The organism is Bacillus paramycoides (genome assembly GCF_001884235.1).
GTDB lineage: Bacteria > Bacillota > Bacilli > Bacillales > Bacillaceae_G > Bacillus_A > Bacillus_A paramycoides.
Window position 1 is genome coordinate 512708 of sequence record NZ_MAOI01000079.1, and the last position, 16149, is coordinate 528856.

Genomic DNA, 16149 nt, shown 5'->3' on the forward strand with positions numbered 1-16149 from the left:
TTTAAGGTTCAATTTCTTATATGATAAGAAATTGAACCTTTTATTTTCCATTAATATCCAAAATTTAATAATTCCTTAAAATTCTTTAGAAATTCTTTACCTTTTCTTTCTTCCTATTTAAGCATTCCTTTTTACAATAATGTTACTAATGTAATTGAAGGAGGATCGCGTATGCAATTCTTTAAGAAAATAGCAATATTATTTTTATCTTTTCTTATCACAGTAATTATTGTTTTATATTTTTATTTATATGTTAATGGTCCAATTATCCAGGCTAAATCAGCCATTTTAATAGATGCTAATTCAGGTGAAGTTGTTTATAAAAAAAATGAAAGAACTCCTATTCAATCACCCACTTTAACTAAATTAATGACGGAGTATATCGTATTGGAACAACTTCATGATGGCAAAATACAATTAGATGAATCTGTGAAAATAAGTAACGAAGTTTTTCACACAGAAACGAGTCCACTACAAGTAACATCGGAGGATAACACAACTGTTCGTGACTTACTTCATGCATTGCTTTTAACAGGAAATAATCGTTCTGCACTTGCACTAGCAGAACACATTGCTGGAAATGAGGATAATTTTACAACGTTAATGAATGAAAAAGCAAAACAGCTAAAGTTATCACAACAATCTCCATTTTTAAATTCTACTGGAATAAATAACGAGAATAATAAACAATCGATTACAACAGCAATAGACGCAGCTGAAATAACAGCGCAATTAATAAAAGATTATCCTGATGTATTAAATATTACTAAACTAACCTCTTACCAATTTACCTTCAAAGATTTCCAAGTTTTCAACACAAATAAAATGATTTATTCCCTTGATGAAAACATTAAATTCAAAGGTGTTGATGGCTTACAAACAAGTTTTTCAACTAACGGTAATTATAGTTTTGTCGGCACAGCAAAACAAGGAGATACAAGGTATATTTCTATAGTTTTAGACGCTAATCAAGAAAACACGGCTTTTGTTGAAACAAAAAAACTACTTCAATACGGTTTTGAACCTTCCTCCTATTCTGCACTACAAGCTTTCAAAGACGCTGTTACATCTTGGACAATATTGCTTCAGTTTAAAAATTTAATTATACAAACGATTATGATCTTTTTCATCATTACAATTTTAATGTTTTTACATATACGTCAAAAAAAATCAGAGGATTTTAACTAAAAGTTCTCTTTTATATAAAAAGCCGACTTGCATTTAGCAAGTCGGTTTCTAAATCTATAATCCCCTTCCAATTAAATTCGCTGAAACGGGCTGAATGTTTAACTCTCTTGCCCATACAGATATTTGCCCTATATGATGAATCTCATGTACAATTACATGTCGTAAAACTTCTCCGTATGTATATGTTTTGTCCGTCCATGAAGCTTTTAATGTTTTACTTTCTAAATCAACAGACCATACTTGCAAAAACTCTTCTAATTCTCGTCGATATAAATCAGATAACGCTTTCACTTTTTGGATTGATTGATAATCTTTAAACTGCGATGCTCTATCTTCTTTTCCTTGAAGAGCACTAATCCAGCTATACTCTACATCTACAATATGAAATAGTGTTTTTAAAATACTCCCAACACCGCCAATACGTTTGCGAAGCAATTCTTCCTCAGTAAGTTGCTCACACCACTTAAACCAATCCTCTCCTACTTGCCAGTTATACCGAAATAAAACTAGCACATTTAGTACTCTCCATATCTATTATCCACTTTACAGCATCTATTACATAATGTGGCTCATTTTTTTGAATATGGTGACCACTATTTTCTGCAATTATAAATTTATTATTGGTTGATAATTGTAATAATTCTTCTTGCAATTGTAACCATTTCATTTGTGCATCTTGCGAATAAAAAGCTTTTTTACCTGCAGCTAACACGACAAGTGGAATATCTCTCATTGACTTACAATGTTTACCTGCTTCACCTAAACTATACATGAACTCTTCGTATGGGCTTTCATATATAAATTGCTTATAGTAAGCTTCTTGAAATTCAAAAGACATTATTGGCAAAAAATCCTCTTTATAATTTTCTGGTGTCGAATCAACTAAAACTACTCCCATCGTATCTTCAGGATAAAAAGCCGTAAATAAACGTACATTTATCCCCCCAAAGGAATGTCCTACAAAAATATAGGGTGGCTTAAGTTGTGATTGCTTTAAGCAATCTCTTAATTCTTTTACCATTTCAGAACTAATACGTTGCTTGGAACTCTTCCCACTTTTCCCTAATCCAGCTCGATCATATGTAAGTACCGTCCCATATTCAGTCAGTCCTTCCGCAATATGATCCCATGCCTTTGAATAATCACCATAACCTGCTTCCATTATAATAACAGGCTGCAGCTTCTCTCCTTGGAATATTTTCGTATATATTTTAAAGTCATCAACTTTTACATATTCCTCTATACACTTAACCATTCACAATCACTTCTCTTCGATTAAGTTCCTCTACTATTCGATCAATTATTTCACTTACAGATAATGAACCATCTAAAACGATATCCGAATTTGGCTTAACAGTATTACTTGCCTCTAAATAAGCTTTTCTCGCATGCGTTATATAATGCTTCAAATCTTTATGCAGTTCAATAATTGGTTCATCTTTAAAGTCCCTTATAATCCGTCTAGCCATCGCAATATCTAAAGGAGTGTCAACATAAATAGTTACATCAATTAAATCCCGCATGCTACTATTTAAGTAGGCAAACGGATAATCTACAATAAGATAGTCTATATTACTATTTTCTAGGAGTTGCTGAATATCAGTAATCAATGGTGTTAGTACCCATTCATCATAATCGGCCCCATCATCTATCCATTTACAAATGTCCGCCGGGCAGTTATTAAACTTATAACTATCAAAATATAGAGCTTTTGAATTTTTTAACTCCTGAGTTAATCTTTCTGTAATTGTTGTTTTCCCACCCCCTGAAACAGCTGCAATTGTAATTACCTTTGTTTTCTCATTCATAATTTTCACACCATACCCTTTTCATTGTTGTTAACATAATATAATTATAAAATACTATTGTTAATTATTGTTCCATTCATATTCTAACATACTCATTTCCCATAAATTCCAATACGTATCTCCTACTTTTCTCGCATCTCTTAATAATCCTTCTTTTACAAACCCTATTTTTTCATAACATGTAATGGCTGAAGTATTAAAATCAAAAACACCAAGTGTAACTCGATGCAGTTTTAACTCATTAAATGCAATATATAGTACAGCTTTCAACATTTTCTTCCCTATAGAACGTCCTCTCATATTTGTATCACCAACCAATACTTTTCCAATTCTGGCAGACTTATTTACATTGTCTATTTGTCCAAGCGAAATGTGCCCAATAACGTTTTTAGTTTCTTCATCTATTACTTTAAAAGCGAACGTATTTGCATTCTCACAATTAGCGCTTTCGATATATCTTTCTAATTGCTGTTCATTTAATGGATATGTAAATGCATTTCCTGACCATTGTATTAAAAATTCTTTGGAATCGATCCAATTTATTAATTGCTTAAAATCATTTCTTGTAAAGTTTTCTAGTTTAATCATTCCTATTCTCCTTTCGTACACCCTTCTATATACCCTCAAACTTATTTCTATATGAAAAATATATTTCCTCTTGTATAAAATAAAAAGCCATTCACAAGAATGGCTTTACACAAATAAAGCATAATTATGCTTTATTTGCTACGTCAACACCATTTAAATCAAACTCAGCAGTAACAGTTGTAGCAGGTGGTATAATTGCTACAATTTTACATACAGATATAATTGCTGCAACTGAACCAGGAATAGCAGCAAGCTTCACGACATCACAAGTTACCGAAGAAACAGTACCTACATAAGTACGTCCTTCTGTATTAATTGCAAAGCGAGAAAAATATAAAAACTGACCTCTAATTGTTAGAGGTCAGTTTTTATATTTTTAATTTTATAGTTTGCTAGACTGTAACCCCTGAATAAACTGAACCACTTCAGGATTTACAAGTGACGATAAATCTCCTAATTCTTTTCCTAAGTATGCAGCTTTAATGACACGTCTCATAACTTTGGAATTACGAGTTTTTGGTAAATCTTCTACAACGTGAATATCTTTAGGGCATAATGCTTTTCCAATATGAGAGTTTACTAAGCTCATTAATTCTTTCTTTAATTCTCCCGAGAAGATTACACCGTCTCGCAATACTACGAAGCAATGACAAACCTCACCTTTTACTTCGTCAGGGACACCAATTGCTGCTGCTTCTATTACATCATTATGTTTCACAAGAATAGATTCATATTCAGCAGGTCCAATACGTTTTCCAGCAATATTTAGCGTATCATCTGAACGTCCTGTTATGATATATTGTTCACCGTCATAAATGACCCAGTCACCATGCACCCATTTATTTTCAAAACGTGACCAATATGTGTTTACATAACGCTCATCATCTTCCCAGAAACTTTTCGTCATACCCACCCAAGGTTTTTCTAAACATAATTCTCCAACTTCATCACGAATCGGTTTACCTTGGTTATCGAGTACAACTGCTGCCATTCCTGGTAAAGATGCGTTAAAACTAATTGGTGCAATCGGCTTAATAAGGACATTCCCGAAAATCCCACCAGAAATTTCTGTTCCTCCTGAATAGTTACAAATTGGTACTTTCCCTTTTCCAACCGTTTCAAATAGCCACATCCATGGATCTGGATTCCAAGGCTCTCCTGTTGATGCGAATACTTCTAAACTCTTTAACGAGTGTTTATTTACATACTCATCACCTTTTGACATTAACGCACGGATTAATGTTGGTGAAATACCGAGATGAGTAATTTTATATTTATCGACTGTCTCCCATAAGCGGTCTGCCTCTGGGAAATCTGGAACGCCTTCGTACATAACCATCGTTGCTCCATTAATAAGAGAACCGAATAATAAAAATGGCCCCATCATCCAGCCCATATCGGTTACCCATAATACCCGGTCGCCTTGTTTTATATTCATACCAAATCCCGCATCAAATGCAGACTTTAGTGGGAAACCAGCATGCGTGTGTACCGTTCCTTTCGGTTTTCCAGTCGTTCCTGATGTATAAATGAGCATTAACGGATCATCACTATGCATTTCTTCAGCATGTGTGAATGGTTTTTCTTTTTCTAACGTACTCCATGAAAAATCATAGTTATGCGGTGTAAAATCATTTCCTGCATGACGAACAATTACAACCTTTTCAACTGTTGGGCAATGTTCACAAGCTTTATCTACTTCATCTTTTAAAGAAACAATTTTCCCACGACGTGAAAATCCATCTGCAGTAATAATCATTTTTGAACCAGCTGCTTGTACGCGAGTCATAACTGCATCAGCAGCAAATCCTGAAAATATTGGCGAAATAATCGCTCCAATTTTCATTACAGCTAGCATAGCAACAACTGTTTCGGGAATCATCGGCATATAAATTGTTACACGATCGCCTTTCTCAATACCTGCATGTTTTAAGCCATTTGCAACACGGCTTACCCAGCTATCAAGCTCTTCATACGTAAATGACTTCGTTGTTCCATTTTCTCCTTCATACATAAGTGCTGGCTGTGTTTTCGTTTCATCGTCAGCAAGCCAGCGAGATAAAGCAGATTCTACTACATTACAAGTTCCCCCATTATACCACTGTGCAAAAGGTGTACCATTTTCTAAATCTAATACTTCTGTATATTGTTTCATCCACTGATAGCCAACTGCTTTCTCAGCTTCTCCCCAAAACCACGCTGTTTCTTCAATCGACTTATTATAAAAAGCTTCGTAATCTTCATAGCCTAATGATTTCATCCAACTAAATAGACGCGTTTTTTCTTTATATTCTTCTGTTGGAAACCAAACTGCTTGTTTCAATGTTTTCCCCTCCTTGACTTTTTGAGCAAGAAAGCCCTAAATAGGGCTTTTAAACTGGATATACAGGATGTTTGCGATCCGTGAACACTTGATATTTACTCATATACATTTCGAATCGTCCTTTTAACTCTTCACGTAAATTGTTTGGATGAACAATACCATCAATCACCATCTCTGATGCTAAATGATAAATATCAATATCTTTCTTATACTCTTCACGTTTTTCAGCAATGAAGCTTGCACGTTCTTCTTCTGGTAAAGCTGCAATTTTATTTGCATATACAGCATTGACCGCTGCTTCTGGACCCATTACTGCAATAGAAGCTGTCGGTAATGCTAAGCAGCAATCTGGTTCAAAGGCTGGACCTGCCATTGCATATAAACCAGCGCCATATGCTTTACGAACAACGATAGAAATTTTCGGTACAGTTGCTTCACTCATTGCAGAGATCATTTTTGCACCGTGACGAATAATACCAGCACGTTCTACTTTTGTACCAATCATAAATCCAGGTACATCTGCAAGGAATAATAATGGAATATGATATGCATCACATAAATTAATAAACTTCGCTGCTTTATCAGCGGAATCGTGGAATAAAACGCCGCCCTTCATACGCGGTTGATTTGCAATAATGCCGATAGGCTTACCATCGATGCGTGCTAAACCTGTAATTAGTTCTTGAGCGAATAATTTTTTCACTTCAAAGAAAGAGCCTTCATCAATAATTCTATTAATAAGATCTTTCATATTGAAAGGAGCATTTTGATTTTCTGGAATGATTTCTTCTAACGTTTTATCGAACTGTTTCGGTTCTTGAGGTGTAATCAAAGGAGTCTTTTCTAAATAGTTACTTGGAAAATAAGAAATATATTGTCTTGCTTGAGTAATTGCATCTTCTTCTGTTTTACATAAAACATCTCCGCATCCTGATACTGAGCAATGCATACGTGCTCCGCCCATTTCTTCTAAAGTTACCTTCTCACCGATAACCATTTCAGCCATACGAGGAGACCCTAAATACATAGATGCATTTCCTTCAACCATCATAACAACATCACAAAATGCTGGAATATACGCACCACCAGCTGCTGAAGGTCCAAATAGTAAGCAAATTTGTGGAACTTTACCTGATAATTTCACTTGATTATAAAAGATTCTTCCTGCACCGCGGCGTCCAGGGAACATTTCAACTTGATCTGTAATACGTGCCCCAGCAGAGTCAACTAAATAAAATAACGGCACGCGTAACTTCTCAGCCGTTTCTTGAATACGTAAAATCTTTTCAACTGTACGTGATCCCCATGAACCGGCCTTAACTGTTGAATCATTTGCCATTACACACGCAGTACGACCATGTATTTTACCAGTCGCAGTTACAACACCATCAGCTGGTAGTCCTGTTTGTTCACAATTTGCAAATAATGCATCTTCCACATATTCGCCATTATCAAATAAAAGAGCTAAACGATCGCGAACAAAAAGTTTTCCCTTTGCTTTGTTTTGTTCATGATATTTCGGTGCTCCGCCTTGCTTAATTGTTTTAACTCGTTCCTCAAATGAATTAGATTGTTGTTTTTGGTCTAACATATTTACTCCCCCTTATACATAGGCTTGCGTTTTTCCTTAAATGCCTGTAATCCTTCTAATCTATCTTTCGTATGGATTACACCCTCATACGCTTGTTTTTCCATTTGTAATCCGGTATGTAAATCTACTTGAATACCATTTGAAATTGCCTCTTTTGCTAATCGAACAGCAATTGGACCATTACTAGCAATTCGCTCTGCAATTTCAATTGCTTTCTCCTCTAGTAAATCAGCTGGTACGACGAATTCTACTAAACCATATTCTTTCGCTTCTTGCGCCGAAATACGTCTTCCTGTATAAATTAACTCTTTCGCTCTACCTACCCCTATTAATCTTGGCAAGCGCTGCGTACCACCTGCTCCTGGTATAATTGCAAGTGAAGTTTCAGTAAGACCAAGGCTTGCGGAGTCAGAGGCCATTCTAAAATCACAAGCTAAGCTTAATTCAGTACCACCACCAAGAGCGATTCCATTTATAGCGGCAATTACAGGCTGTGGTAATTGTTCAACCATCTCCATAGTAGAACGAATCATACCAACAGCATGGCGAACTTGTTCTTCATTCATGCCAGCGCGTTCTTTTAAATCAGCACCAGCACAAAACGCTTTTTCACCAGCCCCTGTTAAAATAACTACGCGTGTATTCGCTTCTTCGTTTATTTGAGTTAATATAGTTTGTAATTCGTCTAATAATGCTAAAGATAATGAGTTTGCTTGTCTTTCACGATTTAACGAAATCTTTACAACGTGCGGTGTAACATAGTCAACTGATATGTTTTGTAATTGTAGCATCTTATCACCTACTTATCGTTTTATGTTGAAGCGCTCTATACACATGACTCGGTAATTGGATGTTTAACTTACTTTGAATAAATTGACTAGCCCTCAATAACTTTTCTTCATCTATATTTGTTTGGACCCCTAACTTATGAAGCATATGTACTAAGTCATCAGTTGCAACATTACCCGATGCTCCTGGTGCATAAGGACAGCCTCCAAGTCCACCACAAGAACTATCAAACGTTGTAATACCATATTCTAAAGACTTAACTACATTTGCAAGTGCCATTCCATACGTATTATGAAAATGCATTGCAAACTGCGCAGCATCATACTTCTTTAATAAATGATCTAATACTTGCTCTACTTGTAACGGATTTGCTACACCAATCGTGTCACCAAGAGAGATTTCATAAATGCCATATGAAAATAGTTGATTACATAATTCATCAACAGCTTCTACACTTATATCCCCTTCATAAGGACAGCCAAACACAGTAGAAACATATCCTCTTACTTTTTTCCCTTCAAACATTGCTTGTTTTGTTAAATCTTCGATCACAGCTAATGCTTCCTTGATTGATTTATTAATATTACTTTTATTATGAGATTCACTTGCTGATAAAAAAACATTCACCTCATCTACATTTTGCAAAAAAGCTCGTTCCAAACCATTTTGATTTGGAACAAGCGCTGCATATGTAACATTTGGATCCCTTTTTAGCTCAGAAAATACATCACTTGCATCTGCTAATGCAGGAATCCATTTAGGGTGAACGAATGAGGAAACTTCAACGTACGACAATCCCGCTTCTGTAAGTAGTTGAATCCATTTTACTTTATCTTTTGTGCCAACAATTTTTTTTTCATTCTGTAAGCCATCACGTGGCCCTACTTCTTTAATGACAGCAAAATTAGGTAGTTTCAATTCGCTTCCCCCCATATCTCCCTATTCAATTTCTAGTAATACATCTCCTTCATTTACAAAATCGCCTTCTTGCACGTTTATTTTCATAACCGTTCCAGCGTCTTCTGAAATGATTGGAATTTCCATTTTCATAGATTCCAAAATGACGACATCCTGCTCTTCCTCTACTGTATCTCCTACTCCTACAACTATCTTCCAAACATTTCCTGCCATCGATGCATATACTTTCGTCATCATTTTTTCCCCCTTAATATTCATAAACCTTATTTTTTAACAAGTTGTTTCGTTACAAAACCCGTTGTATAAATACCACTTTTGAACACATCGTCTTCCAATACTTGCAGTAGCATTGGTGTATTTGTTTTAATACCTTCTACTTTTAACTCTTCTAGAGCATTTTCTAATTTTGAAATTGCCTCTTCACGAGTTTCACCATGAGCAATAACTTTTGCAATCATTGGATCATAGAAAGGTGTAATTGTTACATTATTCTCTAAAAAGTGATCAATACGTACACTTGTCGGTAGCGTTAAATCTGTAATTTTTCCTGGTGATGGGAAGAATGTTTTCGGATCTTCTGCATAAATACGGGCCTCAATGGCATGACCACTACGTTTTACATCAGCTTGTGTAAATGATAGCTTTTCACCACATGCAATAAGGAGTTGTTGTTCAACAAGGTCTAAACCAGTAATTTCTTCCGTAACTGGATGTTCTACTTGTAATCTCGTATTCATCTCTAAGAAATAGAAGTTTTTCTGATCATCTACAAGAAACTCAACTGTACCTGCATTTGTATAACCAAGTGCTTTAGCAGCTTGTACAGCAACTTCTCCCATAGCTTTTCGTGTACCTTCATCTAAAAATGGTGAAGGTGCTTCTTCAATTACTTTTTGATTTCGGCGCTGTACTGAACATTCGCGTTCCCATAAATACACTGTATTACCATGAGTATCCGCTAAAAGCTGAATTTCAATATGGTGTGCATCTGCTATATAGCGCTCTAAATACATTTCTCCGTTACCAAAGAAGTTTTGTGCTCTTGTTTTATTACTTTCAAATGCTTTGGTGAGCGTTTGCTCAGTTTCCATCAACTGCATTCCAATGCCTCCGCCGCCCGCGGATGCCTTAAGCATTAATGGATAACCAATTTGTTTTGCAATTTCAATTGCTTCTTCAGCAGTTTCAATATTTGTAGTAATACCTGGAACTACTGGTACATCTGCTGCTTGCATTGCTATACGTGATTCAATTTTACTTCCCATCTTCGTAATGATTTCTTCTGAAGGACCGATAAATACGATTCCTTCTTCTTTACAGCGAATCGGAAAAGATGGATTCTCTGATAATAATCCGTATCCTGGATGGATTGCTTCAGCATTTGTCTTCTTAGCTATTTCAATAATTTTTTCAAGATTTAAATAGCTTTCTTGGACACGTGGCCCACCTACTAAGTAAGCCTCATTTGCCATTTTCACATGAAGGGCATTTTCATCTGCCTCAGAATAAATAGCAACGGTACGAATCCCAAGTTTTTGACAAGTTTTCATAATACGAACTGCGATTTCCCCGCGATTAGCAATTAATATTTTTTGAAACATAGTGATCCCTCCTTTTTATCTACATCCTAAATGTCTTGCGATTACGAGACGTTGAATTTCAGAAGTTCCTTCACCAATTTCTAATAGTTTTGCATCACGAATATGACGTTCAACTTCATATTCACGCATATAACCATATCCACCATGAATCTGTACTGCTTGATTCGCTATACGACTTGCTGCTTCAGAGGCAAACAGTTTTGCCATAGCCGCTTCTTTACCGAAAGGTTTATCATTATCTTTTAACCAAGCTGCTTTATGTACTAAATTACGCGCTAATTCCACTTCAGTCGCCATATCAGCCAATTTAAATTGAATCGCTTGGAAATTAGAAATTGTTTTTCCAAATTGTTGACGTTCTTTCGCATATTGCAGTGCACGTTCAAATGCTGATTGTGCAATACCTACTGCTAATGCTGCAATTGAAATACGCCCTCCATCAAGTGTATATAAGAATTGTTTAAATCCTTTGTTTACATCACCAAGTATATTTTCTTTCGGTACACGCACACCATCAAGTACGATTTCACAAGTATTAGAAGCGCGAACGCCCATCTTATCGTAAGGACTTGAAATCGTTAATCCTTCACTAGTAGTCGGTACAATGAATGCAGAAATACGTTTTTTACCATTCTCTTCAACACCATTGATAGCGGTTACAATGATTGTATTTGCATACTCTGCATTTGTAATCCAACACTTTTCGCCACTAATTACATATTCATCGCCATCTAAAATTGCTTTCGTCTGTGTGCCTCCTGCATCAGATCCAGCGTTTGGCTCCGTTAATCCGAAAGCACCTAATGTTTTACCTGATGCCATTGGAACTAAATACTTTTGCTTTTGTTCTTCTGTACCGAAATAATAAATTGGAGAAGCTCCTAATGAAATTGTTGCAGCGTAGCTTAAACCTGTCCCACCACAAGCACGACCAATTTCTTCAACTGCTAACGCGTACGATACTGTATCGCCGCCTGAACCTCCATACTCTTCTGGGAATGGGATGCCTAATAATCCTAGTTCGCCCATTTTTTGAAATGTTTCATATGGAAATTCCGCAGTTTTGTCATAATATACAGCCTTCGGTGCGATTTCCTTTTCAGCAAAGTCACGTACCATTTCTTTAATCATTTGTTTTTCGCGAGTTAGAGTAAATTCCATTCCGCTACACACCCCTTATCGAATATTGAGTTTCGACAGCGTGCGAGTTTGTACTACAAACATTACTACTTAAAAGACAAAAAAATTAGTTAGACAATTGCTACAATTCTGTCATAACTCAATTTTAAAACAGATTCTGTACTAATGCACAAAAAAATTCCTACATTGTTCTACAACAACATAGGTGGTTTTATGTCGAATTATGTATTTTTTTGTTTAATAATCTCTATTTTTTCCCGAATCAAAGATTTTCACTAACACCTCAGGATGTGATTCGAAATATGTTTATTTTAATAAATACTTTTCATCAAACCGTATTGCCTACGATTTTAATATGGTAATCAAACTGCTAACTGTTTTTCGCTTCTCTGCATATTTATAAAGTTCTTCTAGCATATGCTCATACATTTTAAAGCTGTGTTTTATCATACCTAAAAATAAGCTCACATACATTTCAATTTGATAAATAGCGCGGCGTATGCTTTAATAACTAATAAAAATTCTTCCTATAATTTTTAAACACTACCTTCTGCATTAGCAACATTACATCCTAATTCTTAATCCTTCACTTTGTTATATGTCATAAATATAGATCTTTAATCAGGTTTAAAATTAAAATGACATTCATATTTCAATTAATTTTTAACGTTTTAAAATGCGCGATTGTTAATAGACATTTATACAAATGTTCACGAGTAATAAAATTCGACAATCTATTTTCTTAATCACCTATTTTAACTTTTAATTTAATCGATTTTTTTCGATTTCATTTCATATCGTGTAAAAGAACCTTTATTACTCCGTATATTACCTTAAAGTTAATCCACTTAAATTCATAAACTGTGTGCATACTTACTTCTGCTCTTCTGCTAGAAAACTATCAACGTTTTCGCTTTTGAAAGCGATAAAGCCCGCTATTTTTTACAGCACCCACAGAACGTTCTCCGATTAACACTGAGTCCTTATGTTAATTCATCCTGTAGTCTATTGTTGTGATTTATTGTTTTAACTCGTTTAACTTAGCCAATATTACGTTACGCCTCTTTTCTGAAATAGAAAAAAGGCAATCGATTTTAAATCGATCGCCTTAAATTTTGTGTTTCTTTTGTAGTTCTTATACCATATTATAATGTTTAATTGAAAGTCCTAGACTACTCCAGTGTAATCAGATAGCCATAGAGCCGTTAACGTTCTATTATAGCTTGATTTTAAATTTCCTAGAAGAGTTAACGGTATGTGTGTATTAACCGGCCCTGATAGTAATTCATTCCTTTGAGCAACTTGAACAATCGGAAGATTTTGCATGATTTATTTTATTACCTCCGCGGTGTTAATCCGTATAATATAAATTGAATCGTATTTTCAATTTCCACTTCATCGTCCCATTTCTCTTCAGGCAATAATAAAAATCGAGTTAAGAGTAATCCTAGTACAGCTGATAAAGTAAGACGTACTACGGAAGATGGTGGTATTTCAATAATTTTCCCATCTTCTTGAAACTTCACAATTAACTTTTTAAAATGTGAAAGTAGTTCTGTTTCCACTAATTGTTGTATTTCACTTTTTAGTTCTGGTTGAAATGGTACTTCTTGAATTAATATTTTTATCATTGGAAAGTGCTTTTTGGCAAATTCAAATCTATTATTAATTACTACTCTTAAAAGTCCTTCATATGATTCATAATTAGTTTTAAATATTTCTTTTGCAAAAGCTTGTACGAAAAATGGTGCAGCGAACTTTGTTAAAGTTGGCATTACGACCGCTAACAATAAATCTTTTTTCGTTTTATAGTAGCGGAAGATTGTTCCCTCCGCTACACCAGCTCGCTTTGCAATTTCACTTGTTGAGGTTGAAGCGTACCCTTTTTCTCCAAACATATCAACAGCTGCCTCTAATATACGCATTTGACGTTCATTTTTTTTATCAGTATTTGTTGCAGCAATCAATTCCTCAAGCCAATCCTTCTTCATTTATAAAGCTCCTTTTTGTCGTCATTATATTTTACGATGTTTCTTTAAAGCAAATACATTTCCTACTGCAAATACTAGTGAAAAAAGAAGTAATACAGTAAGATCTACTGCAATCTCTTTAAATCCTTGATTTCGAATCATCACTTGTCTCATTGCGTCAGCACCATATGTGAGGGGAAATAATTTCCCTAACATTTGTAACCACTTATTCATAGATTCAATTGGAAACAACCCAGAAAAGAAGACTTGCGGTACGATAACAAGCGGGATAAACTGGATCATTTGGAATTCATTATTTGCGTATGCCGATAAAAACGTGCCTAACGTTAGTGCAGTTAAAGATAGCATACACGTAATAAGTAGCGTTAGCCATATAGAGCCGGCTACGTATAAGTCTAAAATATAAACTGAAAAACTTACGATAATGATAGATTGTATAAATGCAAAGATTCCAAAACCAATAATATATCCTACAACTATTTCCCACCTTCTCACTGGTGTGGACAATAATCTCTCTAATGTACCACTTAAACGTTCTCTTACAAAAGATACTCCTGACAATATGAATACAAAGAAAAATGTAAAGAAACCGATTAATACGGGACCCAGCCCATCAAACATCGTAAAGTCTTTAGATCCATGTAAATAATTAATTTCAGGCTTCATAATTGATACATCGTTTTTCTCTGTACTTTTTTGCAATACTTGAAGTACAGCACGATTTTTTGATGAATCACTGCCTTCTAACAGAAGATTCATTTTTCCATTCTCTAAATGAATTACTGCATCTACCTTTTGCTTTTCTAATTCCGAAATTGCTTTCTCTTTACTATATTCATAAATTGATGCTTCTTGATTCTTCATCGCCTTTACTATAGGAGCAGGCACATCTACTACAGCAATATGCGGTATATAGTCTTTTTGTGTAAATACTAGAGACAATAACCAAAGTAATAACATTGGTGCCCCAAACATCATTGCTAAAGAACGTTTATCTCGAAAAAATTGACGAATGATACGGATAATTACACCATTAACTCTCATGATTCAATCACTCCTTCTAACAAAAAGACATCTTCAATTCGTCCAGATGATGTTTGTTTTTTCAATTCCTCGGGTGTGCCAATCGCAACTAAATCCCCTTCTCTTATTAACCCTAGACGTTCGCAAAACTCAGCTTCATCCATAATGTGCGTTGTTACAATAATGGTTGTGCCTTTCTTTTTAAGATCATAAAACTTCTCCCAAATTGAGTTTCGAAGAAGCGGATCTATCCCAACTGTTGGCTCATCTAAAATTAATATTTCTGGTTCATGAAGGAGTGCTATCGCCAATGATAATCGCTTTTTCATTCCACCTGAAAAATGCTGTACTTGCTTTTTCATATGCTGTGATAATTGTACAAGTTCAAAAACCTCTTCGATTCTCTCTTTCTTACGCTTACCTTTTAACCCATACATCGTTGCAATAAAATCTGCATTTTCATATGCCGATAGTTCTTCATATAATGCATCAGCCTGAGCCATATAACCAATTCTTTTCATTTCATTTAAATTAGGCATGTTTGTATTGAAAACAATTACATCCCCTGTAGTTGACTCATTAATACCTGCAATCATTTTAATAAGCGTCGTTTTCCCTGATCCGGAAGGTCCAACCAATCCAAAAATTTCCGCTTTCTCTACTTGCAACGAAAGATTGTGCAAAACTTCTTTTTTTCCAAATTTCTTTGATACATCTCGTAAAATAATTGAAGGTTGCTGCACTCAAAATCCCCCTTTTCCATAAAATGAGTGAGTACTCACTTTTATTTTACTCTCGAGTTGTTATATGTCAAACTTAATTCATTACTATTTATTTTTGGCCAACAACTACACAATGAAACAGAGTCGACATTAGAATAATTTTTCTTAAAGTCGACTCTGTTTCATTTTGAACCATTACTTTTTATCTATGTTTTTAAATTCATATATTTTCTAATTCTAGCTACATCTAAAGAATATTCGATAATTAATTGCTGTATTGGTAAAATAACCGTTTCAGGATATAAATGTGCATATTGTAATGTTTCCGAATACTTTTCTAATCTTTTTTCTAAATATTTTACAATTTGTTCAGGATGACTTACCAATAAACATTTACAATAATAATGGATTTGTTCCTCAATTGCCGTATATTCTTCAATTTCAAATTCTTTATGCATGTGTACACC

At 34.8% G+C, this 16149-nt stretch carries 17 protein-coding genes and 1 pseudogene; 1 reads left to right on the top strand and 17 read right to left on the bottom strand.

What is annotated here, in order from left to right:
• The first annotated feature begins 171 nt into the window (after nt 1-171).
• Nucleotides 172-1188, top strand: coding sequence for a D-alanyl-D-alanine carboxypeptidase family protein (locus BAU28_RS18820; protein ID WP_071719528.1), 1017 nt, complete (start codon nt 172-174; stop codon nt 1186-1188).
• A 54-nt stretch (nt 1189-1242) separates the two neighbouring features.
• Here BAU28_RS18820 and BAU28_RS18825 read toward each other — a convergent pair whose 3' ends face one another.
• The 17 genes and pseudogenes from BAU28_RS18825 to BAU28_RS18900 all read right to left on the bottom strand — a co-directional run bounded on the left by BAU28_RS18825 (nt 1243) and on the right by BAU28_RS18900 (nt 16140).
• Entirely contained in the window at nt 1243-1701 is a 459-nt protein-coding gene (locus BAU28_RS18825) for a DinB family protein (RefSeq protein ID WP_071719529.1), read from the bottom strand.
• Nucleotides 1679-2443: an alpha/beta fold hydrolase gene (locus BAU28_RS18830; RefSeq protein WP_071719530.1), complete on the bottom strand. Its 765-nt coding sequence runs from the start codon at nt 2441-2443 to the stop codon at nt 1679-1681. Before BAU28_RS18830 ends, BAU28_RS18825 begins: the two co-directional genes overlap by 23 nt.
• Nucleotides 2436-2996 carry a nucleoside/nucleotide kinase family protein gene (locus BAU28_RS18835; protein ID WP_033718983.1) on the bottom strand — a complete coding sequence of 187 codons (561 nt, stop codon included), beginning with the start codon at nt 2994-2996 and terminating at the stop codon, nt 2436-2438. The genes BAU28_RS18830 and BAU28_RS18835 overlap by 8 nt, the downstream gene beginning before the upstream one ends.
• A 60-nt stretch (nt 2997-3056) precedes the next feature.
• Entirely contained in the window at nt 3057-3584 is a 528-nt protein-coding gene (locus tag BAU28_RS18840; RefSeq protein ID WP_071719531.1) for a GNAT family N-acetyltransferase, read from the bottom strand.
• A 124-nt stretch (nt 3585-3708) separates the two neighbouring features.
• Nucleotides 3709-3900: pseudogene (locus tag BAU28_RS18845) on the bottom strand (hypothetical protein); the annotation flags it as partial.
• A gap of 66 nt (nt 3901-3966) precedes the next feature.
• Complete coding sequence (locus tag BAU28_RS18850; protein WP_071719532.1) at nt 3967-5907, bottom strand: AMP-binding protein; 1941 nt, start codon at nt 5905-5907, stop codon at nt 3967-3969.
• A gap of 49 nt (nt 5908-5956) precedes the next feature.
• Complete coding sequence (locus BAU28_RS18855; RefSeq protein ID WP_071719533.1) at nt 5957-7498, bottom strand: acyl-CoA carboxylase subunit beta; 1542 nt, start codon at nt 7496-7498, stop codon at nt 5957-5959.
• A gap of 2 nt (nt 7499-7500) precedes the next feature.
• Nucleotides 7501-8289 carry an enoyl-CoA hydratase gene (locus BAU28_RS18860; RefSeq protein WP_002172031.1) on the bottom strand — a complete coding sequence of 263 codons (789 nt, stop codon included), beginning with the start codon at nt 8287-8289 and terminating at the stop codon, nt 7501-7503.
• A 4-nt stretch (nt 8290-8293) separates the two neighbouring features.
• Nucleotides 8294-9205: a hydroxymethylglutaryl-CoA lyase gene (gene mvaB / locus BAU28_RS18865; RefSeq protein WP_071719581.1), complete on the bottom strand. Its 912-nt coding sequence runs from the start codon at nt 9203-9205 to the stop codon at nt 8294-8296.
• Between the two features lie 21 nt (nt 9206-9226).
• Nucleotides 9227-9442: an acetyl-CoA carboxylase biotin carboxyl carrier protein subunit gene (locus tag BAU28_RS18870; RefSeq protein ID WP_025150553.1), complete on the bottom strand. Its 216-nt coding sequence runs from the start codon at nt 9440-9442 to the stop codon at nt 9227-9229.
• 26 nt (nt 9443-9468) lie between these two features.
• Nucleotides 9469-10806, bottom strand: a complete 1338-nt coding sequence (locus BAU28_RS18875) for an acetyl-CoA carboxylase biotin carboxylase subunit (protein ID WP_071719534.1) — start codon at nt 10804-10806, stop codon at nt 9469-9471.
• A gap of 15 nt (nt 10807-10821) precedes the next feature.
• The gene (locus BAU28_RS18880) at nt 10822-11967 is read right to left on the bottom strand and encodes an acyl-CoA dehydrogenase (RefSeq protein ID WP_071719535.1); all 1146 of its coding nucleotides are present in this window, start codon (nt 11965-11967) and stop codon (nt 10822-10824) included.
• A 1146-nt stretch (nt 11968-13113) separates the two neighbouring features.
• On the bottom strand, nt 13114-13272 hold the full coding sequence (locus tag BAU28_RS30470) for a hypothetical protein (protein WP_165615172.1): 159 nt from the start codon (nt 13270-13272) through the stop codon (nt 13114-13116).
• Nucleotides 13273-13283: 11 nt separating this feature from the next.
• Nucleotides 13284-13937: a TetR/AcrR family transcriptional regulator gene (locus BAU28_RS18885; protein WP_071719536.1), complete on the bottom strand. Its 654-nt coding sequence runs from the start codon at nt 13935-13937 to the stop codon at nt 13284-13286.
• A gap of 24 nt (nt 13938-13961) precedes the next feature.
• The gene (locus BAU28_RS18890) at nt 13962-14981 is read right to left on the bottom strand and encodes an ABC transporter permease (protein ID WP_071719537.1); all 1020 of its coding nucleotides are present in this window, start codon (nt 14979-14981) and stop codon (nt 13962-13964) included.
• Nucleotides 14978-15703 carry an ABC transporter ATP-binding protein gene (locus tag BAU28_RS18895; protein WP_071719538.1) on the bottom strand — a complete coding sequence of 242 codons (726 nt, stop codon included), beginning with the start codon at nt 15701-15703 and terminating at the stop codon, nt 14978-14980. The genes BAU28_RS18890 and BAU28_RS18895 overlap by 4 nt, the downstream gene beginning before the upstream one ends.
• 185 nt (nt 15704-15888) lie before the next feature.
• Nucleotides 15889-16140 (bottom strand): hypothetical protein, encoded by a 252-nt coding sequence (locus tag BAU28_RS18900; RefSeq protein WP_071719539.1) that lies wholly within the window; start codon nt 16138-16140, stop codon nt 15889-15891.
• Between the last annotated feature and the right edge of the window lie 9 nt (nt 16141-16149).